The sequence below is a fragment of the Microlunatus sp. GCM10028923 genome, assembly GCF_042666975.1.
Classification (GTDB): Bacteria; Actinomycetota; Actinomycetes; order Propionibacteriales; family Propionibacteriaceae; genus Microlunatus.
The window spans coordinates 370,593-395,979 of the sequence record NZ_JBHTFF010000005.1 but is presented as its reverse complement, the minus strand read 5'-3'; the positions used below and the strand labels follow the sequence as shown (position 1 = coordinate 395,979).

Here is a 25,387-nt window from a genome sequence, read left to right as displayed (position 1 = left end):
CGCGGTTTCACGGCACCGTCGCCGAGAGCCGGCTCCCTCGACTGAATACAGTGGAGGGCATGACGCAGTCCGGGGGACCGTACGGGGGGTACGGCGGCTCTCTGCAGCACTACGGCAAGTCCCCGTCGGATGATCCGCAGGCCCCGCCGGCCCGGATCGATCCGTACGTCGGACCGCCGCTGCCGCCGCCCATGCCGGCCGGTCCGCCGCCGATGGCCACCGGGCCGCTGCCGGCCGGCCCGGCCGCGGCCTATGCTCACGCGCCCGGACCCGGACAACTGCCGGTGCAGCGGCCGGCCGTGATCGCGATGGCCGCGACGATGGCGGTGACTGCCTCGCTGCAGTGGATCTGCTGCCTCACCTTCGCCTGGCTGATGGCCGCGATCGGCGCGCAGAGCCTCGGCACCGACGGGCTGGATGGCGGCATCTACCACGCCCTGCAACGGTTCAGCTACGGCCTGATCGACGGCCTGGCCTGGCCGCTCTACCTGTTCCCGACCGCATCGTTCGTCACCGGCTTCCTCGTCCTGGTGCGCCGGTCCTGGGGCCGGATCGTGCACACCCTGGTCGGCGTCGCGGCGCTCGGCTGGTCGGCCTGGTGGCTCTACCCGGTCTCCCTGCTCTGGTGGATCGCCCCGGCCATCTACATCGGCGTCGCCTGCCTGATCCTGTGGGTTCCCGGCGTCGGCCGCTGGTACCGCTCAGCGCCCTGATCCTCTCGGATCGACGCTAGGCGAGACCCTCGACTCCGACCTCGGCCCCGGCCAGCAGCATGCCCAGATCACCGGGATCTCCCGTCAGCACGACCACCGGCGCCGGCAGTGCCAGGGCCGTGGCGGCGACGATCGCGTCGACCGTCAGATCCCGCGGTTTCCGGCGGGCGCTCGCGGCGGCAGCGCGGAGCCGCCCGGCGGTGTAGCCGATCTCCTCGGTGACCGGGTCGATCCGAAGAGCCTTGCTGATGCGCCGGACGGCCGAATCTCGGGCCGTCCCGTCGGTCACCTCGACCAGCGTGATCGCGCTGGCATGCAGGACCGAATCACTGCGGCGGGCTACGGTGGCCCAGGCTTGCATGATCCGGGCGCCGGTGGCCAGGGCCGACAGGGCCTCGGCGTCGAGCAGAATCGAGTGCGGACGGATGATCACCGGGCGAGACGGCCCAGGATCTCGGCAACCTCGTCCTCGTCGACCGGGCCGTGGTCTGTTTCCATCTGGGCCAGCGCGTCGTCGAGTGCATCGCGTTCGAGTTGCCGGGCGACCGCCTCGGCCACGTAGGAGGAGAACCCGCGCGAGCCCGCGCGAGCCCGGACGCCTTCCGACGTTGCGGCAGGCATCGTGATGGAGTGCTTCTCCAGCGCGCCCGAGGAACTCATCACCCAATCCTACTCGAAGGAGGATATTGCTGCTCGGGCTGTCCGGCGGCGCGGTGCGTGAGATGCTCGGCGGCATGATCGCGGTGCTCAGCATCCCCAGCCCGCCGGTGTCGTCGTGGAACCTCGGCGGGTTCGAGCTCAGGGCGTACGCACTGTGCATCATCCTCGGCATCCTGGTGGGCTTCCTGATCGCGAACCGGCGCTGGCGGGCGCGCGGCGGCCGGGCGGACTCGATGGAGCTGGTCTGCGCGGTGGCGGTGCCGTTCGGGATCGTCGGCACCCGGATCTATCACGTGATCACCGACTACCAGCTGTACTTCGGCCCGGGCCGGGATCCGCTGGACGCGCTGAAGATCTGGCAGGGCGGGCTCGGCATCTGGGGCGGCGTCGCGCTCGGTGCCTTCGGGGCCTGGCTGGTGGCCCGGAAGCGCAAGATCAAGTTCGCCGCGCTGGCCGACGCGGCGGCGCCCGGAATCCTGGTGGCGCAGGCGATCGGGCGGCTCGGCAACTGGTTCAACCAGGAGCTGTTCGGTACGCCGACGACGCTGCCCTGGGGCCTGGTGATCGATCCGCAGCACCGCCCGGCCGGCTACGAGCAGTACCAGACGTTCCACCCGACGTTCCTCTACGAGCTGCTCTGGTGCCTCGCCGCGGCGGCGGTGTTGATCATGCTCGACCGGCGGTTCCGGCTCGGCCACGGCAAGGTGTTCGCCCTCTATGTCGCGTTCTACACGGCGGGCCGGTTCTGGATCGAGGCGCTCCGGATCGACCCCGTGAACGAGGTCGGCGGCTTCCGGCTGAACAACTACACGTCCTTGATCGTCTTCGTCGCCGCCGTGATCGTGGTGATCTTGCTGTTCAAGTTCCGGCCCGGCCGCGAGGAACTCGTCGAGGGCGACCCACCGACCGGCCCGGAGGCGAAGGAGGACGCGGCGGCAGGTCAGTCCGCGGAGCGGTGACGCAGCCGGGACACGGCCTCGTCGATCACCGCATCGGCCTTGCAGAAGGCCCAGCGGACGTACGGCCGGCCCGCCTCGACGTCGTCGTAGAACACCTGGTGCGGGATCGCGACGACGCCGCTACGCCCGGGCAGATCCCGGCAGAACTCGATCCCGTCGTGGTAGCCGAGCGGCCGGACGTCGGTGGTCATGAAGTAGGTGCCGCGCGGGATCACCGGGTCCAGCCCGATCGCCCGCAGCCCTTCGGCCAGCCGATCCCGTTTGCCCTGCAGTTCCTTGCGCAGTCCGGCCACCCAGTCGTCGCCCTCGTTCAGCGCCCGCGCGACGGCCGGCTGGAACGGCGCCCCGGACACATAGGTGAGGAACTGCTTCACCGCGGTCACCTCGGTGATCAACTCCGCCGGCGCCATCGCCCAGCCGATCTTCCACCCGGTCGCCGAGAACGTCTTGCCGGACGACGAGATCCGGACCGTCCGTTCGCGCATCCCGGGCCAGGTGGCCAGCGGCAGATGCTCGGCGTCGTCGAAGATCAGGTGTTCGTACACCTCGTCGGTGATCACGATCAGGTCGTGCTCGACCGCCAGCCGGGCGATCAGGTCCAGCTCGTCCCGGGTCAGCACGACGCCGGTCGGGTTGTGCGGTGAGTTGATCAACAGCGCCTTGGTCCGCGGGCCGATCGCCGCGCGCAGCCGTTCGGTGTCCAGCCGGAAGTCCGGACCGAAGATGCCGACACCGACCCGGACGCCGCCGGCCAGCTGGATCGCCGCCGCATACGAGTCGTAGAACGGTTCCAGCGCGATCACCTCGTCGCCGGGGTCGACGAAGGCCAGGATCGCCGCTGCCAGCGCCTCGGTCGCGCCGGTGGTGATCAACACCTCGGTCTCGGCGTCGTAGTCGAGCCCGTAGTGCCGCCGGGCGTGATCGGCGACCGCACGGCGCAGCGGTTCGATGCCGCGGCCGGGCGGATATTGGTTCACTCCGTCCGCGATGGCCTGCCGTGCTTCGGCCAGCATGAAGTCGGGCCCGTCGGTGTCGGGAAACCCTTGTCCGAGGTTGATCGAGCCGGTGCGAACGGCGAGCGCCGACATCTCGGCGAAGATCGTCGGCGCCGAGGACGCGACCCGGGCGGCTTTCCAGGCTGAAGGCACGGCCTGAGCCTACGCCGCGACACGCGCCTGGCATCGAGCCCCCGAAACGGGGCAGAATGGCCGAAGTGAGCACCTTGATGGATGAGTTCGGGCACGATGATGACCCGAATGACCGCGGGCGACAGGTGGACACGAAACCGCGTCGGGCTGCCGGTCCGCCACCGCGGCGACGTAAGCAGGGCATGTCCCCCTTCACCGCGGTCGGACTGCTGTTGCTGATCGCCGGCCTGGCGAGTCTGGGCTGGGTCGCGTACCAGTACTTCGGCACCAACGCCGCGGCCGAGCAGGCGTTCAAGGACGAGAAGAGTCAGCTTCGCGAGGAGTGGGACAAGAAGCCGGAAGCCAAGGACGCCACGAACGACAAGAAGGAGACCAAGGGGTCGGTGATCCCGGGCAAGGCGGTCGCACTCCTCCGGATTCCGGCGCTGGGCAAGGATTACGAGGTGCCGATCCTGGCCGGCACCGACGAGGGCACGCTGTCCCGCGGCATCGGTCACTACGAAAAGACGGCCGACCCGGGCCAGCTCGGCAACTTCGTCATCGCCGGTCACCGGGTCACCCACGGCCAGCCGTTCGCCCGACTGCTGGAACTCAAGGCGGGCGACAAGATCGTCGTCGAGACCCGGGAAGCCATCTACACGTACACGCTCGACACGCCGCCGAGCGATCTGACGGTGAAGTCGAACGAGACCTGGGTGACCGACCCGGTGCCGGGCACCAAGGACAGGAAGCCGTCCAAGTCCGCGCTCACCCTGATCACCTGCGAGGACCTGTTCCACTCTCCGGACCGTTCGGTCGGCTTCGGTCACCTGATCGACACGCAGCACAAGGCCGCCTGACACTAGGCTGGCCGCCGTGTCCGAGGATCGTACGGCCCTGATCGAGGCCATCAACCGGCTCGCCGTGGTGCGCGGCGAGGTCACCCTGTCGTCCGGGAAGACGGCCGACTACTACATCGACCTGCGCCGGGTCACGCTGGACGGCGCTGCGGCGCCGCTGGTCGGCCGGGTGCTGCGCAACCTGGTCGCCGACTGGGAGTTCGAGGCGGTCGGCGGGCTGACCCTCGGCGCCGACCCCGTGGCCACCGCGATGCTGCACTCCGCGGCCGCGGAGGGCGACCGACTGGACGCGTTCGTGGTCCGCAAGGCGGAGAAGGCGCACGGCCTGCAGCGGCGGATCGAGGGCAGCGAGGTGAAGGGGCGGCGGGTGCTCGCCGTCGAGGACACCTCGACCACCGGCGGCTCGGTGATGACCGCCGTCGACGCGCTGCGCGAGGCCGGCGCCGACGTCGTCGGCGTGGCCGTGATCGTGGACCGGAACACCGGCGCCCGGGAGCGGATCGAGGCGGCCGGGCTGCCGTACCGCTTCGCGATCCCGGTGACGGACCTGCAGGTCTGACGGCCGCGGGCCCGGGCACCCACTAGGGTCGTGGGTGAAGCGAGCCCGGTCCAACCGCAAGGGAGATTCCCGATGGGAACAGCCATCGCCGTGATCGTCATCATCCTGGTCATCGTCGCCATCGTGGCGCTGGTCGGGATCGGGTCCTACAACGGCTTCGTGAAGGCGCGGAACCTGATCCAGGAATCCTGGCGCCAGGTCGACGTCGAACTGAACCGGCGGTACGAACTCGTCCCCAACCTGGTCGAGACGGTCCGGGCCTACGCGGCGCACGAGCGGAACACGCTGGAGGACATCACCCGGTTGCGCGGCCAGGCCCAGCAGCTGTCCCAGTCCGAGGGCGCGATGCCGAGCCAGCAGCGGGCCCAGGTCGAGGAGGCGCTGTCCGGCGCCGTGCACAGCCTGATGGTCAGCGTCGAGGCGTATCCGGATCTGAAGAGCAACCAGAACTTCCTCGAGCTGCAGCGCCAGCTGGCCGAGACCGAGGACCGGATCGCCGCCGGCCGCCGGTTCTACAACGCCAACGTGCGGGCGTACAACACCAAGATCGAATCGGTGCCGAGCAACATCATCGCGGGCATGTTCAAGTTCGAGAAGGCCACCTACTTCGAGGTCAACGACCCGGCGGTACGGCAGGCGCCGGACGTCAGCTTCGGTGAGATCGCCTACCGCGGTGATCAACAGCAGCAGCCGCCGCAGCAGGCCCAGCTGCCGCAGCAGCAGTCCGGGCAGCCGTTCCAGGATCCGAACCAGCTGCCGAACCCGCAGGGCCAGCAGCAGCAGTACCAGCAGCCGCAGTACGACCAGCAGCCGCAGCAGTATCAGCAGCCGCCGCAGCAGGGGTACCCGCCGCAACAGCAGCAGTACCCGCCGCAGCAGCAGCCGCCCCAGCAGTGAGTGATCATCCCGGCATTGAAACAATGCCGGGGTGACGACCACTGAGATGACGTACCGCCAGCTCGGCGGATCGGGCCTGACCGTGTCCACCGTCGGCCTCGGCTGCAACAACTTCGGCGGCCGAATGCCCGACGACCGGGTGCCCGAGGTCGTCTCCGCCGCCATCGACCACGGCATCACGCTGTTCGACACGGCCGACACGTACGGCAACCAGGGCGGCTCGGAAACCCTGCTGGGCAAGGCACTCGGGGCACGCCGGGACCAGGTGATCATCGCCACCAAGTTCGGCTCGGACATGCACGGGGCGAACGGACCGGACTGGGGCGTTCGCGGCTCCCGCCGCTACATCCGGCTCGCCGTCGAGAGCAGCCTGCGCCGCCTCGGCACCGACTGGATCGACCTCTACCAGATCCATCGGCCCGACCCGCACACGCCGATCGAGGAGACCCTGGCGGCGCTCTCGGAGCTGGTCGCCGAGGGCAAGGTGCGCTACCTCGGCCATTCGAACTTCGCCGGCTGGCAGGTCGTCGACGCCGACTGGACGGCCCGGTCCGGCGGCTACGAACCGTTCGTCTCGGCGCAGAACCACTACTCCTGGCTCGAGCGCGGCATCGAGGCCGAGCTGGTGCCGGCCCTCGATCACACCGGGCAGGGCCTGCTGCCGTACTTCCCGCTGGCGTCCGGGCTGCTCACCGGCAAGTACCGGCGGGGCGAGGCGGCGCCCGAGGGCACCCGGCTGGCCCAGTGGTCCGATCGGCTCGCGTCCGCCGACTTCGACACCATCGAGGCGCTGCAGGCCTTCGCCGACCAGCGCGACATCACCCTGCTCGACGTCGCGATCGGCGGCCTGGCCGCGATGCCGACCGTCGCCTCGGTGATCGCCGGCGCGACCACGGTCGACCAGATCGCCGCCAACGTGGCCGCCGGGCTCTGGCAGCCGACCGACGAGGAACTGGCCGAACTGATCAAGATCACCGACTGATCAAGATCACCGCGGCCGACCAAGATCACCGGGTGGCCTGGCTCGGCCGCCCGCGGCACCGCCTACGCTGCGGGGTATGAGTTCCCCGCCGGGCTGGTATCCCGATCCGGGTGGCCGGGCCGGCCATTTCCGCTACTGGGACGGTCGAGCCTGGTCGGCCGCGACCACGACCCAGCCGGCCACGCCGCCCCCGTCCCAACCGGGCCAACCCCAACCGGGCCAACCCCAACCGGGCCAACCCCAACCAGTCCAGTCCCAACCAGGGCAGGCACAGCCAGGCCCGTTGCCGTCGGGTCAGGCGCCGGCGGGCGGGTCGCCGCAGGGCAGCGGTCCGTCCCGGAAGTCGGCCGCCGGCTGGCTGCTCGGGTTGATCGTCATCGGCGTGATCGTGCTCGTCGTCGTGATCGTCCTGGTGGTCCGGGGCACCGGGATCGCCGGCCCGGGCGGGGGTACGGGCGGCCAGCCGTCCGGTGATTTGTGTCAGACCGCGAGCGCGGCCGAGGAGTCGGCGGTGCCGCAGTCCGGGGACCGGGTGGCCAGCGGCAAGCTGTCCGTACCGCGGCTCGGTCCGCCGTTCGAGGCCCCGCGGTACGACAGCCGGGTGCCGTTCGGCCGGGACGTGCAGAGCCAGGACGCGCCGGTCGAGGTGAGCGCCGACGGCAAGACGTCCTGGCTGGCCGGTGTCCTGATCGCGCGGCTGCTCGCCGGCGACGGGTTCTACGGCCCGGAGCAGGGCGCGGACCTCGTGGTGCAGTGCATCCTCGGCGTCTTCTACGGCAACGCGGAGGTCGACCGGGCCGACGTGAAGAACCAGGCCACCAAGGTCGACGGCCACGCCGCCTGGCTGATCGAGTCCAACCTGTCCTTCGACGTGCCGGGGATCAAGACCAAGGGCGAGCTGCTGATCGTGGTCGTCGTCGACGTGGGCGACGGCGAGGGCGGCCTGTTCTACGCCTCGATCCCGGACACCACGCCCGAACTGGTCGCGCCGGCCCGGCAAGCCCTGGCCGACCTCAAGGTCGCTTCCTGAGCTTCGACCCGTTGCGGCGAAGAGGTCACAGGGTGTCCTGATCGGCGGGCGATACTGCGGGAATGTCACGCGAACTCATCGACGCCGCGCTGGCGCGGGTCGACCTCATCGAGCACGGCGACGTCCCGGATCCCTGGATCGCGAACGTCTGGCGGCCGCGCCTGGACGCGTACGCCGGGCCGGAGCGGGCGGTGACCGAGGCCCGGCAGGTCAGCGCGGCGATGGTGCGGGTGGTCTTCGACGGCGACCGCGGGCGGGCGTACGTCAGCGTCGTGCTGGAGAACGCCGAAGTCGTCGGGCTGTCCATCGACCGCGACGAACGGGACGGCCGGTTCTGGGTCGTCGTCGGCTGCCCCGAGGAGCAGGAGCAGGAACTCTCCGCGTTCTACACGATGCTCACCGACGGGAACATCGGGCCCGGCGAAGGCCGGATGCGACCGCCGCGCTGGCGGGATCCGGCCAATCCGGTCCAGTTGCACCTCGACGTCCAGGTCGCCGACCTGGAGGCGGCCGAGCGGGCGGTCCTGGAGCACGGTGCGACCAGGCTGGAGACCTTCCCGGGCTGGCGGGTCTACGCGGACCCGGTGGGCCACCCGTTCTGTCTCTACCCGGGCCTCACCGAAGCCACGGACCGTTACGGACGACTGGTCCGGGTGGTGATCGACTGTGAAGATCCCGAACCGGTCGCGAGGTTCTGGTCCGGCATGCTCGACATGCCGAACCGGGTCGAGGAATCACCGGACCGGATCGTCGTCGCCCGCGCGGACGGCCTGCTCCCGATGATCGCCGCGCAGCGCGTCCCGGACTACCGGCCGCCGACCTGGCCCGAGCCCGACCCCAGCTATCCGGCGCAGCTGCATTTCGACATCGGCTACGACGACCGGCCGGCCCGGGAACGGCTCGCCGTCGAACTCGGGGCCAGCCGGGTGCCCCCGCAGGGCGGCAGCTGCCCCGTCTACGCCGACCCGGCCGGCCACCCGTTCTGCCTCTGCTACAAGGGCGAGTGAGGCGGGGATCGCTAGATCACGCAGAACTCGTTGCCCTCCGGGTCCTGCAGGATCAGGTGGCTCCCGTCGTCGTCGACCCGGCGCTGCACGGTCGCTCCGCTCGCGACCAGCCGGGCCGCCTCGCCGTCCTGCCGCTGCCGGACCTGCTCGGCCGGAAGCCCCTTGGACACCTTCAGGTCGAGATGGAGCCGGTTCTTCGCGAGCTTGTCCTCGGGCACGGCGAGGAAGAAGATGTCCGGCCGGCCGCGGCCCGACTGGTCGATGATCGTCCGGGCCAGGTTGCGGCCCTCGGCCGGGTAGCCCTGCGCGTCGGCCCAGGCCTCCCAGCTGTCGAAACCGGGCGGCGGTGCTCCGGCCGGCCGATCCGGGTCGCTGCCCGGGAAGTCGTACCCCTCGAGCGCGGTCAGCCAGAACAACGCCAGCCGGTGTGGGTCGTGGCAGTCGAACACGAGGTTGACGTCGAAGCCGATCATGCCGCTGAGCCTCGCAGACCGTACTGACAGAAGGGCGTCAGCGCCGCGTGAGTGCCGGGTCAGTCGCCGCGGCGACCCTGATCGCAGGACGCTCGGGCACCGACCCGGGCCGAACCGGAAGGACTGCGATGAAGCTCAAATCCCTGATCCTGACCCTCGCCGGGCTGCTGCTGGCGGCGGGGCTCGGGACGGCGACCATGACGACCGCCGGGGCGGCCCCGGTCGCCCAGCCGGCGGCTGCGCCTGCGGCAACGGCCGCGGCCTACTGCAAGTGGGGCAACCTCTGCGTCTGGTGGGACGTCTGGAACGGGCCGCACTGCAACTGGTCGGGCAACTTCAACGACTGGAACGCGTACAACTGCGGCAACAAGGTGACCTCGATCCACAACAACGGCGCTCCGGCGAAGTACGACGCCGTCGCGCTCTACTGGGGACCGAACCACACGGGGGCCTGGACCTGTATCCCGCGCGGCGCGAAGTGGAACCTGCGGGACGAGACGCACGTGTTCAACCGGGTCGCCGGCGGCAACGGTGCCGGCTTCTGGGAGAACATCGACGACAACGTCCGGTCCCACAAGTGGATCGAGCATTGCTGATCATCCTGCGAGAGCCGGGCTGGATCACCCAGCCCGGCTCTTGATCATGGGCAGGCGTCACTCGACGTAGAAGCCGCCGGAGTTGAGCTTGAGCTCACCGATGATCGGGTGGCGTCGGTCGGCTGCGGTGTCGTACCAGTGCCAGACGACGCAGCGGCGGTTTCCGGAGGTGTAGAAGACGTCCATCCCGCCGGGACCGGCATGATTGCCCGGCAGCCCCCGGTAGGGGCCGAGCCCGCCGGCGCCGGTGTAACCGAAGTACGGCTGGTTCGCCCCGTCCTGCAACAGTCGGCAGCGGCTGGACGGCAGCGGGCTGGTGCCGCAGTCGGCGATGCCGGTCGAGTAGCGGGCGCTGCGCCAGTTGTTGCCGGAGAACGTCAGGTAGTAGTGGCCCTCGCCGCCGACGAAGATCGACGGGTTCTCGATCACGCGGGTCTCCCCGGACATGTTCGTGGATTCCCAGTTGAGGTCCGTGCTCTTCATCAGGTCCCGGCGGGTGTTCCAGAGCGCGAAACCGTCGGAACCGACCTGCACGACGGAGATCCCGGTGTCCGGCCAGGTGGTGATCGCGTCATCGCGGTAGACCACATAGAGCTTGCCGCCGGCGACGAACGGGTCGGCGTCGATGGCCCACCGGCCACCGGCGGGGCAGGCCCACTCGCCGCGGACGGTGAACGGGGACTTGGCGCCGCCGGACGTGGCCAGCCCGATGCACTTCTGGCCGGAGTCCTTCTTGGTCGCCGTGTAGTACATGAAGTAGGTGCCGTTGAACTCCACGACTCCCGGTGCCCAGACTTCGGTGTCCCCGGTCCAGGCGCCCGGGCCGCCGGGCAGTGCGTCACCGGCCGCGCAGTCGGACATGCTCACCGAGTCGCCCGAGCCGTGATTGAGGAAGGGTACGAACAGCTTGACGCCCGTCGGTGCGCCGCAGCGGGGGCCCACCGTGGCTCCGACGTTGGTCCCGTAGGTGACGTAGGTGCCGTCCTTGGCGAGGACCGTGTTCGGGTCGGCGAGCGGGAACCTCGAGGACGGGGTGGCGGCTTGAGCCTCCGTCGGTACCGAGAGGAGTGTTCCGGCGAGGGTCAGCACCAGGGCCAGTGCCGACGCGAGCAGAGTGGGTTTACCGAGTCTGGACAATGCGTTCTCCCTCTGATGCGGGGTGTTGAGCAGAAAGTCGAACAGCAGGGCCGGCTCGTGATTTCCGACCTGATGAATTGTTGGCGCCGTCTCGCCGATCCATCAAGATCGTCCGGGACATCTGGTCAAAAGCGGTCAGATGCGGCACGATCAGAGGCGGGTTCTCGGGGTAACTCGGGCCCGGTTGCTTGCCCGAGTTCGTCGAGGGCGAGCGGAGTGGTGCGGGATGCAAGGAGTGCGGGACCGGTTGCGGAAGCCCTGGACCCTTCGACGAGCCTGGCCTGCGCTGGCCGCGGCCGTCCTCACCGCCGCCTGGATCATCCTGCCCGCGTCACCGGTGATCGCGGCGACCGTCGAGGTCGGTACGCCCGGCGAACTGGCGGCCGCGTTCGGCAAGGCGAGCGGTGACGACGTGGTCCGGCTGACGGCGGACATCACCGTGGCGGCGACCGACGAGGCGATCATGGTGCCGGTCGACCGGGAGGTGGTGCTCGACCTGACCGGCCACGCGCTGACGATCACCGGCCGGGACCGGGGCGCGGGTCTCGGCGTCCCGGAGCGGGCGGCCTTGATCATCCGCGACTCGGCCGGCGGCGGGACGCTGACAGCGCAGGGCGCGCCTGGCGGTGCCGGGATCGGCGGCCGGGACAACGCCGGCGCCGGAACGATCACTCTCGAAGGCGGTACGGTCTCGGCGACCGGAGGCCACGCCGGGGCGGCGATCGGCGGCGGCTACCTCGGTGGCGGCGGCACGATCATGATCACCGGCGGTACGGTCTCGGCGATCGGCGGTGACTACGGTGCCGGCATCGGCGGCGGCCAGGGCGGCCCCAGCGGCATGATCACGATCAACGGCGGAGACGTGACTGCGGCCGGCGGCAACCGGGCTCCGGGACTCGGCGGCAACTCCTCGACGCCCGCCGGAGCGATCATGATCACCGGCGGCCTGGTGGTCGCGGCCGGCGGTCCGGCAGGCGCCGGGATCGGCGGTGGGATGGAGAATCCGGGCGGCCGGATCACCGTCACCGAAGGTACGGTCGCGGCGACCGGCGGTGCCGGATCCGCCGGCATCGGCGGCGGCTGGAGCGGCGCCGGCGGCGAGGTGACCATCGCCGGCGGCACGATCACCAGCAAGGGTGGCCGGACCGGGGCCGGCATCGGCGGCGGTACCGAGGGCGCCGGCGGCACGACCATGATCACCGGCGGTACGGTCATCGCCGACGGGGCCGACTTCGCGGCCGGGATCGGCGGTGGCAACGGCGGCGGGGCGGCCGGAACGATCACGATCAACGGCGGCACGGTCCGGGCCATCGCCCAGCGCGGAGCCGGGATCGGCGGCGGTGACCTGGCCGCCGGCGGCGCCGTGATCATCGGCGCCGGCGCGGACGTCACCGCCTCCTCGGTCACCGGCTCGGCGATCGGGGCCGGCGCCGGCTCGACCAGGTTCGGCTCGCTGGCCAACGCCGGCACGGTGACGATCGGTTCCGGCACGTTGCAGGTCCCGGCCGGAGCGACCCTGACGAACTCCGGCCGGATCACCGGCCCCGGCACGCTGGCCGGCCGGGGCACCGTGCAGAACACCGGCGCGATCACCTTCACGGTCACGGTCGCCGACGGGTTGTCGGTGCTGGGGAACCACGCTCGGTTCGCCTTCGACCAGCGGCAGGGCGAGCGGGGCACGCCGGATCCCGTACCGGGTAACGGTTCCGCCACCGAATCGGCCGCCGCCGCGCGCTGAGACAGAATGCTCCGGTGACCGACACCGACGGCAGCGAGCTCTCCGACCAGCCCGGCGTCGGACCGCATCCGGAACCGTGGCCCGACGACCCGAGGCTCGACCCGGAGTTGCTCGCGGCCGGTGACCGGCGCAACGTGGTCGACCGCTACCGGTACTGGCGGCTGGACGCGATCGTCGCCGACCTTGATCAACACCGGCATCCGCTCCGGGTCGCGATCCAGAACTGGGAGCACGACTTCAACATCGGCTCGATCGTGCGGACCGCGAACGCGTACAACGTCGCCGGGGTGCACATCATCGGCCGGCGGCGCTGGAACCGGCGCGGCGCGATGGTCACCGACCGCTACCTGCAGGTGGAGCACCAGGCCTCCGTCGCCGACCTCGCGGCCCGGATGGCGGAGCTGGACACGGTCATGATCGGCGTCGACAACCTGCCCGGCAGTCTGCCGCTGGAGCGCACCGAGCTGCCGCAGCGGTGCTGCCTGGTCTTCGGCTCGGAGGGCCCCGGGCTGACCGACGAGATGGTCGCCTCCTGCCGGGACCTGGTCGCGATCACGCAGCACGGATCCACCCGCTCGATCAACGCCGGCGCCGCCGCGGCGATCGCGATGTACCACTGGGCCCTGCGGTGGGCCTGAAGAAAGTTCTCCCGATCTGTCGATTTCCGTCGCCGGCCGTCGTGGACCCGGTGTCAGAATCGATCAACGGAAGGACAACCGATGAAGTACGTCTTGATGTTCACCAGCCACACCGACCTGGACGAGGCCGTGCCCGCCGACCGGCGGCAGGAGGTCTACCAGTCGATCTTCGGCTGGTTCGAGAAGCACGGCGCCGCGATCACCGACTCGGGCGCCGAGCTGCAGGGCCGGGACACCGCGACCACGGTCAAGTCCGGGGCCGACGGCAGCGCGCCGGTCGTGGTCGACGGGCCCTTCATCGAGGGCAAGGAATCGATCGGCGGCTTCAGCGTGATCGACGTTCCCGATCTTGACGCGGCGATCGCGATGGCCAAGGACTGGCCGTCGCTCAGCCTGCCCGGGGTCGCCGTCGAGATCCGGCCGATCGTCGACCACGCCGGGATGTGACCGAACCGCCGGTCGACCACGCCGACGCCGAGTTGGCGCGGATCGTCCGGGCCGAAGCGGGGCTGATCGTCGCGCAGTTGCATCGCCGGCTCGGCGACTTCGACGTCGCCGAGGAGGCGGTGCAGCTGGCGATCACCGACGCGCTCCGGGCCTGGCGCCGGGACGGCCCGCCGCCGAACCCGGGCGGCTGGCTGTCCACCACAGCCCGCCGCCGCGCGATCGATCTGCTCCGCCGGCAGTCCCGCGAACTCCGCCGGCTCGATGGTCTCGGCGCCGACGAGCCCTGGGTACGGGAGCCGGCGCCGGAACCGGGCCGGCAGCTGGACGAGCGGCTGCCGATGCTCTTCGCCTGTTGCCATCCGGCGCTCGCGGCGGAGACCCGGCTGCCGCTGACCCTGCGTGCCGTGGTCGGACTGACCACCGAGCAGATCGCCCGCGCGTTCCTCACCCCGACGGCGACCATGGCCCAGCGGCTGGTCCGGGCCAAGCGCAAGATCACCGCGGCCGGGATCTCGTTCGCCCTGCCGGATCAAGATCAACTGTCGGGCCGGCTCGACGACGTGCTGTCCGTGATCACGGTCGCCTACAACACCGGCTACCTGGATGCCCAAGATCAACGCCTGGCCGGCGACATGCTCTGGCTGGCCGAACTGGTCGCCCGGCAGCTGCCGGACCAGCCGGAGGCGTGGGGTCTGCTCGCCCTGCTCACCTTGCAGCAGGCCCGTTCCGGCGCCCGGCTCGGAGTCGACGGCCGGTTGGTGCTGCTGGTGGACCAAGATCGCGAACGCTGGGACCGGACCATGATCGACCGGGCCGACCGGTTCCTCGAACTGGCCGCCCACGCCCGCGCGCCCGGCCGGTTCCAGTTGCAGGCGGCGATCGCGGCCTGCCACGCCGCCGCGCCGTCCTGGGGTGACACCGACTGGCTGCAGATCGTCACCCTCTACGACCTGCTGCTGCGCCACGACCCGTCGCCGGTGATCATGCTGAACCGGGCGGTGGCGGTGGCCGAACTGGCCGGGCCGGCCGCCGCCCTGGCCGAGGTCGATCCGCTGGCCGAACGGCTGGCCGGCTACTACCTGCTGCACGCCGTCCGGGCCCGGCTGCTGCACCGGGTCGGCCGCCACGATGAGGGTCGCGCCGCCGACCGGCGGGCCCTGGAACTGGCCGCGAACCCGGTCGAGCAGGAACTGCTCCGGGCCCGGCTGGCCGAGTCCGGCTGAGCCGGGCAGGCCGCGGCCTACGTACCTCAAAGTGCCTTTTGTAAGCCCGTTCTTACCGACTCATGATGGTGTTACGCACTGTTAGTGAGGTTAGGGATGGGCATGGCGACGCAGGTGATCAGGTTTGCGGGTTCTGCTCCGAGGCCCGGGTCAGCCGGCCTTGGCCGAGGACTTGGCCCGGCCCACTCCGGTCCGGGTGCTGGCGGCCCGGTGGCCGGCGACCTCGGTGTGGTGGGCGGCGGCCCAGCCGGCCATCGCCGTCACCGCCTTGAGCAGCGACCGGCCCAGCTTCGTCAGTTCGTACTCCACCCGCGGCGGCACCTCGGCAAAGGCGGTGCGCGTGATCAGGCCGTCGCGCTCCAGGTGTTTCAGCGTCTGGGTCAGCATCCGCTGCGAGATTCCGGGGATGCTCGCCTGGAGGTCGGAGTAGCGCAGCGTCCGGCCGCTCAGGGTGGCGACGATCAACACCGTCCACTTGTCGCCGATGCGGTCGAGCACCTCCCGGATGAACGCGCTGTCCTCCGGCCAGGCCTGGCACGGACCCCTGAGCTGTCGTGCTGACGCCATTTCTTACCTCACTTCCGGTGTGTAACCGCACGACCAGTATCGCGCATCTCCCCATCACTTCTGAAGAAGGGAAACAGACCATGTCCTACCTGCTCCACGTCGACTCCTCCTCGCTCGGTGACGCCTCCGTCTCCCACCAGGTGGCCCGGTCCTTCCTTGAGGGCTGGGGTGGCGAGGTGGTCCACCGCGATCTCGCCGCGCAGCCCGTACCGCACCTCAACGCCGCCGGCATCGCCGCACGCGTCACCGACCCCGCCGAACACACCGCGGAGCAGGCCTCCGCGGCCGCGGTCCAGGACGAGTTGATCAAGGAATTCGTCGACGCCGGTGCCTATCTGTTCACGGTGCCGATGTACAACCTGACGATGCCCTCGGTCTTCAAGGCCTGGCTGGACCAGATCATCATCTTCGGCCGCACCGTCCGGCCGTCCCCGGTGGCCGGCCGCCCGGCCGTCCTGGTCTCCGCCCGCGGCGGCAGCTACGGGCCGGGCGCACCCAACCACGGCTTCGACTACGTCGTGCCGACCCTCGAGGCGCTGCTCGGGCGGCCGGAACTCCTGGGCCTCGACGTCGCCACCGTGATTCCCGAACTCACCATGGCCCGCGAGGTGCCGGCCCTCGCCGAACTCGTCCCGCAGCACGAGGAGTCCATGGCGCAGGCGCACCGGCGGGCCCGCGAACTCGCCACGACGATCGCGCTCGACGCGGCCGCCTGAGTCACCAGCCCGGAGCCCGGCCGACTGTCGGTGGCGGCCCGTACCGTCGTCGGCATGCAGTACGGACTCGGTCTCGGCCCGGTCGGGCCGTGGGGTGACCCGCGGACGATCGCCGAGCTGGCCGGCCTGGCCGAGTCCTCCGGCTGGGACGGCGTCTTCGTCGAGGACTACGTGTTCTTCCACGACCGGACGTCGGACACGTACGACCCGTGGGTCACCCGCGCCGCGATGCTGGACGAGTCGCTCGCGGCGCTGGGCCTGCTGTGGTCGGGCGAACCGGTGACCTACTGGGGCGAGCACGTCCATCTGGACGGCGTGATGCTGCGGCCTAGACCGGTGCAGCGGCCGCGGATCCCGATCGTGGTCGGCGGGTCGTTCGAGCGGCGCGGACCGAGGCGGCGCGCGCTGCGCTGGGACGGCTGCTGCCTGTACGGGGTGACGGCCGACAACCGGTCCCGCGACCTGACTCCGGAGGATGTCCGGACCCTGCGTGCCGGCGCCGGCGACCGCGACTTCATGATCATCATCGGTGGCCGGGAGCGCCGGCCGGACCTGGAGGTCGAGACCCGTTACGTGACCTCGCTCGCGGACGCCGGCGCGGACTGGTGGCTGGAGTACATCGAGACCACCCGCACCCTCGAACACGCCCGGGAGGTGATCCGGTCGGGACCGGTCCGGGCGACCACCTGAGCGGGGCGTCGGAGTGACGCTGACATGAACCTTGGACGGCCCTGAGCCGCCCCTGCTTGTCGTGGCCGAAACATGTCCGTAAATTACTGGTATTGACTGGTCTACCTTCAGGAGCGCGATGCGAACGACCCGAGCACGGACGTGAAGAGCCCCATGCCGCCCAGTTCCACCCCTCAGCTCGACCCCGCGACCGTGGCCGCGGCCATGGACATGGGCCGCTACCGGATCGACCGGCCGATCGGTGCCGCCACCACGAAGCGGGCCCAGGTCCGCGACATCCTGGAGCGGCTGATCGACGCCGAGCTTCATCCGGGCGACGCGATCCCGTCCGAACGGGCCCTGGTGGTCCGGCTGGGCGTCAGCCGGGTGACCGTACGGCAGGCGATCGCGGACCTGGTCGAGGCCGGAGTGCTGGAACGCGTGCACGGCAAGGGCACCTACGTCACCGGGCCGCAGGTGGATTCACGGCTGCATCTGACCTCGTTCTCCCGGGAGATGCGCGACCGCGGCCTGATCCCGGCGACCGTGGTGCTGTCCGCCACCGACGAACCGGCCGGCGACGACGTCGCGTACGCGCTGCGGATCAGGCCCGGCCAGCCGGTGATCCGGGTGGAGCGCCTGCGGACCGCCGACGGCACTCCGATGGCGTACGAGGTCGGCCACTACCCGGCCGCCCTGTTCCCGGGCCTGCTGCAACGCGAACTCGGCACCCTCTACGACATCTTCGCCAGCGAGTACGGGGTCGTCGTGACCAGCGGCGAGCAGACCGTCCGCGCCGAGTCGGCCGACGCCCACCAGGCCCGGATCCTCGGCATCGCCCGCCGCGCCCCGCTGCTGGTGCAGGAGCGCGTGACTCACGCCGGCGACCGGGTGATCGAGCTCTCCACCTCCTGGTACCGGGCCGACCGGTACCGGATCCACATGGCGATCACCCCGCGCGGCGCCCGCGAAAACTAGATCCGAGTCGACCGATTCCTCGGCGCCGATCACCGAGTCTCTCCTTGTATGAGAGCACTGAAGGTTTCGATGCTGATGTCGTTGGACGGGGTCGTTCAGGATCCGGGCGGGTTCGGCGAGACCGAGCACGGCGGCTGGGCGCTGGCCGGCTTCACCGAGGAGTCGCGGCAGCGGGCGACCGAGCAACTGGAGCGGGCCGACTACTTCCTGCTCGGGCGGACCACGTTCGAGCTCTTGCACGGCGCCTGGTCGGCCAACACCGGACCGTACGCCGAGCGGATGCATGCCCTGCCCAAGCTGGTGGCGTCGACCACCCTGCGCGACCCGCTGCCCTGGAACGCCCGGGTGATCGAGGGCGACCCGGTGGCGGCGATCGCGGCGCTGCGGCAGCAGGACGGCGGCGACATCGTGACGTACGGAAGCGTCAGCCTGGTCCGCGAACTGCTGGCGCACGGCCTGGTCGACGTGCTGGAGATCGCCCTCTATCCGCTGGTGCTGGGCACCGGCAAGCATCTCTTCGGCGACACCGGGCACGCGTTGCGGCTGGTCGATGCCAACCGGGAGAGCTCCGGCGTGATCACGCTGACCTACCGGAGGCCCGATGATCAACAGTGACGCCGAGCCCGGGAACTGGGCGGAGCCGTACCGGCGGGAGCTGCTGGCTCACTGTTACCGGATGCTCGGCTCGGTGGCCGACGCCGAGGACCTGGTGCAGGAGACGCTGCTGCGGGCCTGGCGGTCCCAAGATCAATTCCGGGGCGACGCGTCCGAACGCACCTGGCTCTACCGGATCGCGACCAACGTCTGCCTCACCGCGCTGGAACACCGCAGCCGCCGGGTGCTGCCCTCCGGCCTCGGCGGGCCTGGCGACGACCCACGGAGTGTGCCGGCCGCGCGTCCCGATCTTCCTTGGCTGGAACCGATCCCGGACGTCCTGGTGAACGACCCGGCCACGATCGTCGCGGAGCGGGACAGCCTCCGGCTCGCCTTGATCACCTGCCTGCAACAACTGCCGCCGAGGCAGCGGGCGGCCTTCCTGCTCCGCGAGGTGCTGAGCTGGTCCGCCGCCGAGATCGGCGAGGCGCTGGGCCTGTCGACGGCGGCCGTGAAGAGCCTCCTGCAACGGGCCCGGGCCCGCCTTGATCAACTTCGGTCGGCCGGCGAGCAGCCGACCGGTCCGGTGCAGCCGGAACGGCGGGAGCTTCTTGATCATTACATCGCCGCGTTCGAGAACGCCGACGTCGGCGCCCTGGAGGCCGTGCTGCGCCGCGACGTCTCGATCGAGATGACTCCCTCGACGACGTGGTTCGCCGGATTCGGGACCTGCCTGCCGTTCTTCGCGGAGCAGGTGCTGACGAAGCCGGGGGAGTACCGGATGTTCGCCAGCAGCGCCAACGGCCAGCCGGCCGGCGTGACGTACCGCCGGGACGCCGACGGGCGCTTCCAGCCGTTCGGGGTCGCGGTGCTGACCACGACGCCGACCGGCATCTCGCGGATCGTCGCCTTCTGCGAGGCCCGCCTGGTGCAGCGGTTCGTCGACGTACCGCCGCTGTGATCATCGCCGTGGACAGACCCTGCCGGGATCGGGTCTTAACGTTGTAATCTCGTCGGAGCCCGATGACGTGCCAGGAGAGGCTGCCGACGATGACACCCCGCTTGACCTTGATCATTCTGCTGTCCGTGGTGCTGGGGATCGGCCTGGCGCCGGTCCTTCCCGCCGCGGCCGTGCCGACCACCGGTGAGCCGCTGTACGGCTCGACCAGCATGTATCCGCGCGCCATCCGGCTGCAGCACGGCGAGGCGGAGGGCCAGATCCTGGCCAGCGCGACCACCTTCACCGAACGCGGCGGCGAGGTGGCGATCTTCCGTAGCAAGGACGACGGCAAGAGCTTCCAGCACGTCACCCTGATCCCGGCCGCGCAGGGCTTCGGCAAGCCGGGCCTGTGCTGCGGCTCGATCTACGAACTGCCGCAGGCCGCCGCCGGGATGCCGGCCGGCACCGTGCTCTGGGCCGGCACCATGGGTCAGAACGCGCAGCCGATGCGGACCGGCCTCGACGTCTGGCGCAGCGACGACGCCGGCGACACCTGGCGCCGGCTCGGCACGATCATGACCTCGCCGCACGACGGCGGCACCTGGGAACCGGAGTTCTCGGTCGACGGCCGGGGCCGGCTGGCCGTCTACTTCGCCGAGGAGACCGCGACCGCGCCGCGGGACCAGCGGCTGGCCCGGATGACCACGAACGACGGCGTCACCTGGACCGACAAGCGCTACGTCGTCGACGCCGAGCCCGGCGCCGGCCGGCCCGGCATGCCCAACGTGCGGCGGCTGCCGAACGGCTCGTACCTGATGGTGTACGAGATCTGCGGCGTCCCCGGCAGCCAGTACGACTGCGCCGTCTACACCCGGCCCTCCCGGGACGGCATCCACTGGGGCGATCCGCTCGGCGGACACAACCGGGTGGTCGCCGAGAGCGGCAACTACTTCGTCGCCGCCCCGACCTTCACCTGGGCCCCGGACGGCACCCGGGACGGCCGGCTGATCGTGGTCGGCCAGCAGCTGAAGAACCCGGACGGTACGCCGGCCGCGGGCAACGGCAGCACCCTGTTCGTCTCCGACGGCAACCCGGCCAAGCCCTGGCGCGAGGTGACCGCCCCGGTCGCGGTGCCGAACCCGTACCCGCACCCCTGCCCGAACTACTCCTCGACCCTGCTCCCGGTCGGCCGCACCGAGGTACTGGAGATCGCCACCGATTTCGTGGACACCCAGTGCCGAGCCTTCTTCGGCACCGCCGACCTTCCCTAACCCAAAGCGCCCGCTGACCGGGCACAAAAGCGGGCGTTCTGGCGGCGTGTCGCTGCACAGGTGCCCGGTCGGCGAATCGGTGCGGTGCCGGGGGTGGGCGTGAGCCGGGATCAGGATCGGGCTGGGGCGGCGTCGGCGCGCGGCGATTTGCGAGACTGTCCGGCATGACCGATCGCAGTGTCGAGGCGCTCGCCGTCCCGTACGACCCGACGGCCGCGGACAACCGGGTCGCGCGGCGCAAGCAGCAGCTCCGGGCACGGCTGATCAGCCTCGGCATCACGCTCCTGGTGATGATCGGCTTCTCGATCTGGCGTCGGGACGACCTGACCGGGCCATGGGTGATCGCGATCTACGCCGCCGTGATCGCGATCGCGGTGGCCTGGATCGTGGTCTGCTGGGTCGGGCTCCGGCTGGCCCGGCAGGAACGCGCCGAGGTCGGCCAGGGGCTCGCGCTCCGGATCGACCGGACCGGCGTCGAACTCGCCGGCGCGTTCGTCGGCTGGCCGCAGGTGGCCGGGCTGGTCGTGATCAAGGGCGGCTTCCTGCGTGCCGAGCGGCTCCAGCTGCGCCGGACCGACGGTGAGCCGGTGTCGGTGGCGCTGGAGGCGATAGCGGTCAAGCCGGCGACGATCGACCAGACCGCGCGGGCCTATTCGGCCGGCCGGCACGGAGTCGATCTGTCCGAGCTGGACAGCTGATCACCTGATCAGACAGAACGGGTGCCCGGCCGGGTCGACGTACACCCGGAAGCCGCCGTTCGTCGACGGCTGATGCTCGTGCCGACGGGCGCCGAGGGCGAGCACACCGGGCTCGGCCGCGTCGATGTCGCCGACGTTGAAGTCGAGATGGAACTGCTGCGGATGGGCGCCGCCAGGCCAGGTCGGGGCCACCCAGTCGTCGATCCGCTGGAACGCCAGCGACGGCCGGCCGTCCGGGTTGTCCGGCGTGATGCCACCACCTGGCGGCACCAGGGTGACCCAGTCCCGGGTGGCGTCATCCTCCATCGCCCAGCCGAGCAGCTCGGAATAGAACCGGCCGAGTTCCAGGGCGTCCGGGCAGTCCAGGATGATCAGATCCAGTACGGGTTTCGTCGTCATGACCGCACCGTACGGAAGGTTCCGGACGAACCGCTTCCGGTTCAGCCGCGTCCGCAGAAACCACCGGGGAACCCGGTCTACAATCCGCCGGGGCGGCTCTGACAGACTGCGGCTGTTAGCACACGTACAGCAAGAAAGTGGTGACCGATGCCCATCGCATCCCCCGAGGTGTACGCCGAGATGCTGCAGAAGGCGAAGCAGAACGCCTTCGCGTACCCGGCGATCAACATCAGCTCATCCCAGACCCTGAACGCAGCGTTGCAGGGATTCGCCGAGGCGGGCTCGGACGGCATCATCCAGGTCTCCACCGGCGGCGGCGAGTACGCCTCCGGCCCGACCATCAAGAACATGGTGACCGGCGCCGTGGCCCTCGCGGCGTACGCCCACGAGGTGGCGAAGAACTACCCGATCAACGTGGCCGTGCACACCGACCACTGCCCGAAGGACAAGCTGGACGGTTTCGTCCGGCCGCTGCTGGCGATCTCCGAGGAGCGCGTCGCGCGCGGCGAGAACCCGCTGTTCCAGTCGCACATGTGGGACGGCTCCGCGGTGCCGGTCGAGGAGAACCTCTCGATCGCCGCCGAACTGCTCGAGCGGACCAGCAAGGCCAAGATCATCTTGGAGATCGAGGTCGGCGTCGTCGGCGGCGAGGAGGACGGCGTCAGCCACGAGATCAACGACAAGCTCTTCACCACGGTCGAGGACGGGCTGCGGACCGTCGAGGTGCTCGGCGCCGGTGAGAAGGGCCACTACATCACCGCGCTGACCTTCGGCAACGTGCACGGCTCCTACAAGCCCGGTGCGGTCAAGCTGCGTCCCGAGGTGCTGAAGCAGATCCAGGACGAGGTCGGCGCCAAGATCGGCAAGGAGCGCCCGTTCGACCTGGTCTTCCACGGCGGCTCCGGCTCCACGCTGGAAGAGATCCGCGCCGCGGTCGACTACGGCGTCGTCAAGATGAACATCGACACCGACACGCAGTACGCGTTCACCCGCCCGGCCGTCGCGCACATGTTCACCAGCTACGACGGTGTGCTCAAGATCGACGGCGAGGTCGGCAACAAGAAGGCGTACGACCCGCGCGCCTGGGGCAAGCTGGCCGAGGCCGGCATGGCCAAGCGCGTCGTCGAGGCCTGCGAGCACCTGCGCAGCACCGGAACAACGCTGAACGCATGATGGCGACGATCGCGGGGCGGAGCGGTTGCTCGAAGCGGAGCGATGTGGGTGTCGCGTGCTCCGGAGTCGGCGTAGCCGGAACTTGTCGCGTCTCGCTGAACGCCTGACCAACGATGCGGGTACGGCTGATCGGCGCGAATCCGTTCCTGACCTTGTATCGGGACGGCGCGCCGGTCGCCTACGCCTCGGTCTGGCGGGTCGACTGGTCGGAGCGGGGCGCCGGCCATGCCGTCGTGTACGGAGACGCCGAGCGGGTCCGGGTGATCGGCCCGGACCCGGAACTCGGACTCTGGCTGGCGGAGTCGTACAACCGTTATTTCGAAGACGTCTGCGCCGGTCTGCCGTGGCACGAACCGGAGTTGATCAAGGCGCCGGTGGACTGGGATCTTGATCTTGCGACCGGGCTGCGGGCCGCCGCGGATGATCTTGAGGTCGAGATCGCGGACCCGATCGATCGCCGGCTCGGCCGTAACGACGCGTACCAGCTGGGCGACGTGACCAACATCCTGTCGACCGTCTGGATGCCCTGCCGGGTCGGCACGATCATGATCAACGGCGAGCCGGTCGAGGGTGAGCTCAAGATCACCGACGACCCGCTCTACTCGTCCGCCGCGATCGCCGACGCCGAAGTCTGGTGCTGGCCCGAGTAGCCCCTGTTGGTCGGGCGTGGAGTCAGGAACGCAGGCAGAACGGGTGTCCCGCGGGATCGCGCAAGACCCGGAAGCTCTCCGGCCGGGCCTGGTGATGCAGCTTGGTCGCGCCGAGCTCGATCGCCGCGTGCTCGGCGGCGTCCAGGTCGTCGACCGCGAGGTCGAGATGGAGCTGCTGAGACCGTGCGGCCGAAGGCCAGGTCGGTGGCCGATAGTCCACGACCTGCGCAGCGCCGAGAAAGAGGTCGCCGACCTGGACGGCGCAGTATTCCGGCGTCTCCACCATGATCTTTCCGTCGAGCAGCCGTGCCCAGAAGGTGGCCAAGGCCAACGGATCGGTGCACTCGAGGTTGACGGCGGCGATTCTGGCCTGGGCCATAGGGGACTCCCGAGAGGTGACGAGCGGGGTACGCTGACAGACCCTAGCACGTAAAACGAACGGTCATTCTCTATGCCGAAGGTCAGCCAGGCCCACCTCGACGCGCGCCGTCGGCAGATCATCGATGCCGCCCGGACCCAGTTCGCCACCCGTGGTTTCGCGGGCACTTCGATGACGGACCTCGTGGAGGCCTCCGGGATGTCGGTCGGGGCGATCTACCGCTACTTCAAGGGCAAGGACGAGATCATCGCCGCGATCTGTGCCGAGTCGAGCCAGGCCCTCCCGGCCGAACTCACCGCGGCCTCGGTCGCCGAGTTCCTGGAGCGACTTCGGGTGCTGGCGCGGACCCAGGACCACGCTCGCCTGGTCGCCCAGATCTACGCCGAAGCCGCCCTCTCGCCGCGCCTCGCCGAGGTCGTCCAGCGCCAGCTCGACGAACTCCGGCACGCGGTGGCCGTGCTGCTGCCCGGTCGCCGGACCGCCCGTACCCAACGGATTGCCGAGGCCTTCGTCGCCCTCTGTCAGGGCTACACCCAGCAACTCGCCGTCCGTGGTGATCTTGATCCCGCTCCGTACACCGCGGCACTCCTCGCGATCATCGACTCCTGACGCCTGGTACAGGCTCGCGTGCCGTGCCGTGCCGTGCCGTGCCGAGCCCGCTCTCGCCCCGTGGATCGACCCGGCACAAGTGCAGCGACACGCCGCCAGAACGCCTGCTTTTGTGCCCGGTCAGCGGGTCTTGGTTGGGGGTTCGGGGATCAGGATCGTGGTGAGGTCGACGCGGCGGCGGCCGTCGCCCTGGTCGGTCCGGTACGGGGCCAGCAGTTCCATCAGGCCGTTCTGGATGGTTTCAAGATCATCGGCTGACACGTAGAGCGCGCCGGTGCCGAAGCCCAGGAAGCCGCGCAGGTCGGGGTCTGCGGCATCCAGGAAGCGGTCGAACCGGCCGCCGGTGTCGGCGAGGAAGGCCAGGAAGGCGTTCCGCAGTTGGGCGTCGGTCATGGCCTGCAGCCCGCCGTGATCGATGTGGGCCATCCGTTCCCCCAGGGCGAGGGTCCGCTCGATCGCTCCGCGGACCCGTCGCTCCTCGACGACCGCGAGGATCCCGGCGTCGACCAGGATCGCGACGTGCCGGTACAGGGTCGGCTGGGACACGTCTGGCAGCGCCTCGCGCAACTGGCCGGTGGTCAACTGCCGGCCGCCCAACTGCTGGATGATCCGCAAGCGCACCGGGTGCATCACGATCTCGGCGATCGGCGTCGCTGAGGAACCCATTCTGCTTCACCATTCTCATCGTGATAATATTC

At 70.2% G+C, this 25,387-nt stretch carries 32 protein-coding genes; 23 read left to right on the top strand and 9 right to left on the bottom strand.

From position 1 onward, the window contains the following. The first annotated feature begins 59 nt into the window (after positions 1–59). Positions 60–713, top strand: a complete 654-nt coding sequence (locus tag ACFQU4_RS15150) for a hypothetical protein (protein ID WP_377493220.1) — start codon at positions 60–62, stop codon at positions 711–713. Positions 714–729: 16 nt separating this feature from the next. On the opposite strand, the gene ACFQU4_RS15145 is transcribed toward ACFQU4_RS15150, so the two are convergent. Both ACFQU4_RS15145 and ACFQU4_RS15140 read right to left on the bottom strand, forming a co-directional pair. After that, positions 730–1,146, bottom strand: a complete 417-nt coding sequence (locus tag ACFQU4_RS15145; protein WP_377493218.1) for a PIN domain-containing protein — start codon at positions 1,144–1,146, stop codon at positions 730–732. Beyond that, positions 1,143–1,373, bottom strand: a complete 231-nt coding sequence (locus tag ACFQU4_RS15140; RefSeq protein WP_377493216.1) for a hypothetical protein — start codon at positions 1,371–1,373, stop codon at positions 1,143–1,145. The genes ACFQU4_RS15145 and ACFQU4_RS15140 overlap by 4 nt, the downstream gene beginning before the upstream one ends. Before the next feature lie 26 nt (positions 1,374–1,399). On the opposite strand from ACFQU4_RS15140, the gene lgt reads away from it, so the two are divergent. Beyond that, positions 1,400–2,332: a prolipoprotein diacylglyceryl transferase gene (gene lgt, locus ACFQU4_RS15135; RefSeq protein WP_377493214.1), complete on the top strand. Its 933-nt coding sequence runs from the start codon at positions 1,400–1,402 to the stop codon at positions 2,330–2,332. On the opposite strand, the gene ACFQU4_RS15130 is transcribed toward lgt, so the two are convergent. Beyond that, complete coding sequence (locus tag ACFQU4_RS15130) at positions 2,314–3,420, bottom strand: pyridoxal phosphate-dependent aminotransferase (RefSeq protein ID WP_377493410.1); 1,107 nt, start codon at positions 3,418–3,420, stop codon at positions 2,314–2,316. The two genes, lgt and ACFQU4_RS15130, sit on opposite strands and share 19 nt — an antisense overlap. A gap of 242 nt (positions 3,421–3,662) precedes the next feature. Here ACFQU4_RS15130 and ACFQU4_RS15125 point away from each other — a divergent pair, with 242 nt between their 5' ends. The 6 genes from ACFQU4_RS15125 (at position 3,663) to ACFQU4_RS15100 (ending at position 8,794) form a co-directional block, all read left to right on the top strand. Then, a complete protein-coding gene (locus ACFQU4_RS15125; RefSeq protein ID WP_377493212.1) occupies positions 3,663–4,319 on the top strand; it encodes a class E sortase in 657 nt (218 codons plus the stop codon). A 16-nt stretch (positions 4,320–4,335) separates the two neighbouring features. Then, positions 4,336–4,878, top strand: a complete 543-nt coding sequence (gene pyrE / locus ACFQU4_RS15120) for an orotate phosphoribosyltransferase (RefSeq protein WP_377493210.1) — start codon at positions 4,336–4,338, stop codon at positions 4,876–4,878. A gap of 72 nt (positions 4,879–4,950) precedes the next feature. After that, positions 4,951–5,775 carry a LemA family protein gene (locus ACFQU4_RS15115; RefSeq protein ID WP_377493208.1) on the top strand — a complete coding sequence of 275 codons (825 nt, stop codon included), beginning with the start codon at positions 4,951–4,953 and terminating at the stop codon, positions 5,773–5,775. 31 nt (positions 5,776–5,806) lie between these two features. After that, the gene (locus ACFQU4_RS15110) at positions 5,807–6,757 is read left to right on the top strand and encodes an aldo/keto reductase (protein WP_377493206.1); all 951 of its coding nucleotides are present in this window, start codon (positions 5,807–5,809) and stop codon (positions 6,755–6,757) included. Positions 6,758–6,833: 76 nt separating this feature from the next. Continuing rightward, positions 6,834–7,787, top strand: coding sequence for a DUF2510 domain-containing protein (locus tag ACFQU4_RS15105; protein ID WP_377493204.1), 954 nt, complete (start codon positions 6,834–6,836; stop codon positions 7,785–7,787). 62 nt (positions 7,788–7,849) lie between these two features. Next, complete coding sequence (locus ACFQU4_RS15100; protein WP_377493202.1) at positions 7,850–8,794, top strand: VOC family protein; 945 nt, start codon at positions 7,850–7,852, stop codon at positions 8,792–8,794. A gap of 11 nt (positions 8,795–8,805) precedes the next feature. Here the strand turns inward: ACFQU4_RS15100 and ACFQU4_RS15095 are convergent, their stop codons facing one another. Then, entirely contained in the window at positions 8,806–9,267 is a 462-nt protein-coding gene (locus ACFQU4_RS15095) for a VOC family protein (RefSeq protein WP_377493200.1), read from the bottom strand. A 128-nt stretch (positions 9,268–9,395) separates the two neighbouring features. Between ACFQU4_RS15095 and ACFQU4_RS15090 the strand changes: the two genes are divergently transcribed. After that, positions 9,396–9,863: a hypothetical protein gene (locus ACFQU4_RS15090; protein WP_377493198.1), complete on the top strand. Its 468-nt coding sequence runs from the start codon at positions 9,396–9,398 to the stop codon at positions 9,861–9,863. A 57-nt stretch (positions 9,864–9,920) separates the two neighbouring features. Here the strand turns inward: ACFQU4_RS15090 and ACFQU4_RS15085 are convergent, their stop codons facing one another. Then, positions 9,921–11,000: a family 43 glycosylhydrolase gene (locus tag ACFQU4_RS15085; protein ID WP_377493196.1), complete on the bottom strand. Its 1,080-nt coding sequence runs from the start codon at positions 10,998–11,000 to the stop codon at positions 9,921–9,923. 247 nt (positions 11,001–11,247) lie between these two features. On the opposite strand from ACFQU4_RS15085, the gene ACFQU4_RS15080 reads away from it, so the two are divergent. The 4 genes from ACFQU4_RS15080 to ACFQU4_RS15065 all read left to right on the top strand — a co-directional run bounded on the left by ACFQU4_RS15080 (position 11,248) and on the right by ACFQU4_RS15065 (position 15,046). Continuing rightward, on the top strand, positions 11,248–12,738 hold the full coding sequence (locus ACFQU4_RS15080) for a hypothetical protein (protein ID WP_377493194.1): 1,491 nt from the start codon (positions 11,248–11,250) through the stop codon (positions 12,736–12,738). A 14-nt stretch (positions 12,739–12,752) separates the two neighbouring features. Beyond that, positions 12,753–13,376, top strand: coding sequence for a TrmH family RNA methyltransferase (locus ACFQU4_RS15075; protein ID WP_377493192.1), 624 nt, complete (start codon positions 12,753–12,755; stop codon positions 13,374–13,376). An 81-nt stretch (positions 13,377–13,457) separates the two neighbouring features. Then, the gene (locus tag ACFQU4_RS15070) at positions 13,458–13,823 is read left to right on the top strand and encodes a YciI family protein (protein WP_377493190.1); all 366 of its coding nucleotides are present in this window, start codon (positions 13,458–13,460) and stop codon (positions 13,821–13,823) included. Continuing rightward, entirely contained in the window at positions 13,820–15,046 is a 1,227-nt protein-coding gene (locus ACFQU4_RS15065) for an RNA polymerase sigma factor (RefSeq protein WP_377493188.1), read from the top strand. The genes ACFQU4_RS15070 and ACFQU4_RS15065 overlap by 4 nt, the downstream gene beginning before the upstream one ends. Before the next feature lie 150 nt (positions 15,047–15,196). Here the strand turns inward: ACFQU4_RS15065 and ACFQU4_RS15060 are convergent, their stop codons facing one another. Continuing rightward, on the bottom strand, positions 15,197–15,613 hold the full coding sequence (locus ACFQU4_RS15060; protein WP_377493186.1) for a winged helix-turn-helix transcriptional regulator: 417 nt from the start codon (positions 15,611–15,613) through the stop codon (positions 15,197–15,199). Between the two features lie 80 nt (positions 15,614–15,693). Here ACFQU4_RS15060 and ACFQU4_RS15055 point away from each other — a divergent pair, with 80 nt between their 5' ends. From ACFQU4_RS15055 to ACFQU4_RS15025, 7 genes are all read left to right on the top strand, one after another. Further along, positions 15,694–16,329: an FMN-dependent NADH-azoreductase gene (locus ACFQU4_RS15055; protein ID WP_377493184.1), complete on the top strand. Its 636-nt coding sequence runs from the start codon at positions 15,694–15,696 to the stop codon at positions 16,327–16,329. 54 nt (positions 16,330–16,383) lie between these two features. Continuing rightward, on the top strand, positions 16,384–17,019 hold the full coding sequence (locus ACFQU4_RS15050) for an LLM class flavin-dependent oxidoreductase (protein ID WP_377493182.1): 636 nt from the start codon (positions 16,384–16,386) through the stop codon (positions 17,017–17,019). Between the two features lie 153 nt (positions 17,020–17,172). After that, entirely contained in the window at positions 17,173–17,976 is an 804-nt protein-coding gene (locus ACFQU4_RS15045) for a GntR family transcriptional regulator (protein WP_377493180.1), read from the top strand. 69 nt (positions 17,977–18,045) lie between these two features. Next, positions 18,046–18,591 carry a dihydrofolate reductase family protein gene (locus ACFQU4_RS15040; protein ID WP_377493178.1) on the top strand — a complete coding sequence of 182 codons (546 nt, stop codon included), beginning with the start codon at positions 18,046–18,048 and terminating at the stop codon, positions 18,589–18,591. Further along, positions 18,578–19,531 (top strand): RNA polymerase subunit sigma-70, encoded by a 954-nt coding sequence (locus ACFQU4_RS15035; RefSeq protein WP_377493176.1) that lies wholly within the window; start codon positions 18,578–18,580, stop codon positions 19,529–19,531. Before ACFQU4_RS15040 ends, ACFQU4_RS15035 begins: the two co-directional genes overlap by 14 nt. An 89-nt stretch (positions 19,532–19,620) precedes the next feature. Further along, positions 19,621–20,781 carry a sialidase family protein gene (locus tag ACFQU4_RS15030; RefSeq protein WP_377493174.1) on the top strand — a complete coding sequence of 387 codons (1,161 nt, stop codon included), beginning with the start codon at positions 19,621–19,623 and terminating at the stop codon, positions 20,779–20,781. 164 nt (positions 20,782–20,945) lie between these two features. Further along, entirely contained in the window at positions 20,946–21,479 is a 534-nt protein-coding gene (locus ACFQU4_RS15025) for a hypothetical protein (protein WP_377493172.1), read from the top strand. Here the strand turns inward: ACFQU4_RS15025 and ACFQU4_RS15020 are convergent, their stop codons facing one another. After that, positions 21,480–21,878: a VOC family protein gene (locus ACFQU4_RS15020; protein WP_377493170.1), complete on the bottom strand. Its 399-nt coding sequence runs from the start codon at positions 21,876–21,878 to the stop codon at positions 21,480–21,482. 147 nt (positions 21,879–22,025) lie between these two features. On the opposite strand from ACFQU4_RS15020, the gene fbaA reads away from it, so the two are divergent. Both fbaA and ACFQU4_RS15010 read left to right on the top strand, forming a co-directional pair. Then, positions 22,026–23,051 (top strand): class II fructose-bisphosphate aldolase, encoded by a 1,026-nt coding sequence (gene fbaA, locus ACFQU4_RS15015; RefSeq protein WP_377493168.1) that lies wholly within the window; start codon positions 22,026–22,028, stop codon positions 23,049–23,051. 113 nt (positions 23,052–23,164) lie between these two features. After that, positions 23,165–23,701, top strand: a complete 537-nt coding sequence (locus ACFQU4_RS15010; protein WP_377493166.1) for a hypothetical protein — start codon at positions 23,165–23,167, stop codon at positions 23,699–23,701. A 22-nt stretch (positions 23,702–23,723) separates the two neighbouring features. On the opposite strand, the gene ACFQU4_RS15005 is transcribed toward ACFQU4_RS15010, so the two are convergent. Then, positions 23,724–24,080: a VOC family protein gene (locus ACFQU4_RS15005; protein ID WP_377493164.1), complete on the bottom strand. Its 357-nt coding sequence runs from the start codon at positions 24,078–24,080 to the stop codon at positions 23,724–23,726. 72 nt (positions 24,081–24,152) lie between these two features. On the opposite strand from ACFQU4_RS15005, the gene ACFQU4_RS15000 reads away from it, so the two are divergent. Next, entirely contained in the window at positions 24,153–24,689 is a 537-nt protein-coding gene (locus ACFQU4_RS15000) for a TetR/AcrR family transcriptional regulator (protein ID WP_377493162.1), read from the top strand. 120 nt (positions 24,690–24,809) lie between these two features. Here the strand turns inward: ACFQU4_RS15000 and ACFQU4_RS14995 are convergent, their stop codons facing one another. Beyond that, a complete protein-coding gene (locus tag ACFQU4_RS14995; protein ID WP_377493160.1) occupies positions 24,810–25,355 on the bottom strand; it encodes a helix-turn-helix domain-containing protein in 546 nt (181 codons plus the stop codon). Positions 25,356–25,387: the final 32 nt, after the last annotated feature.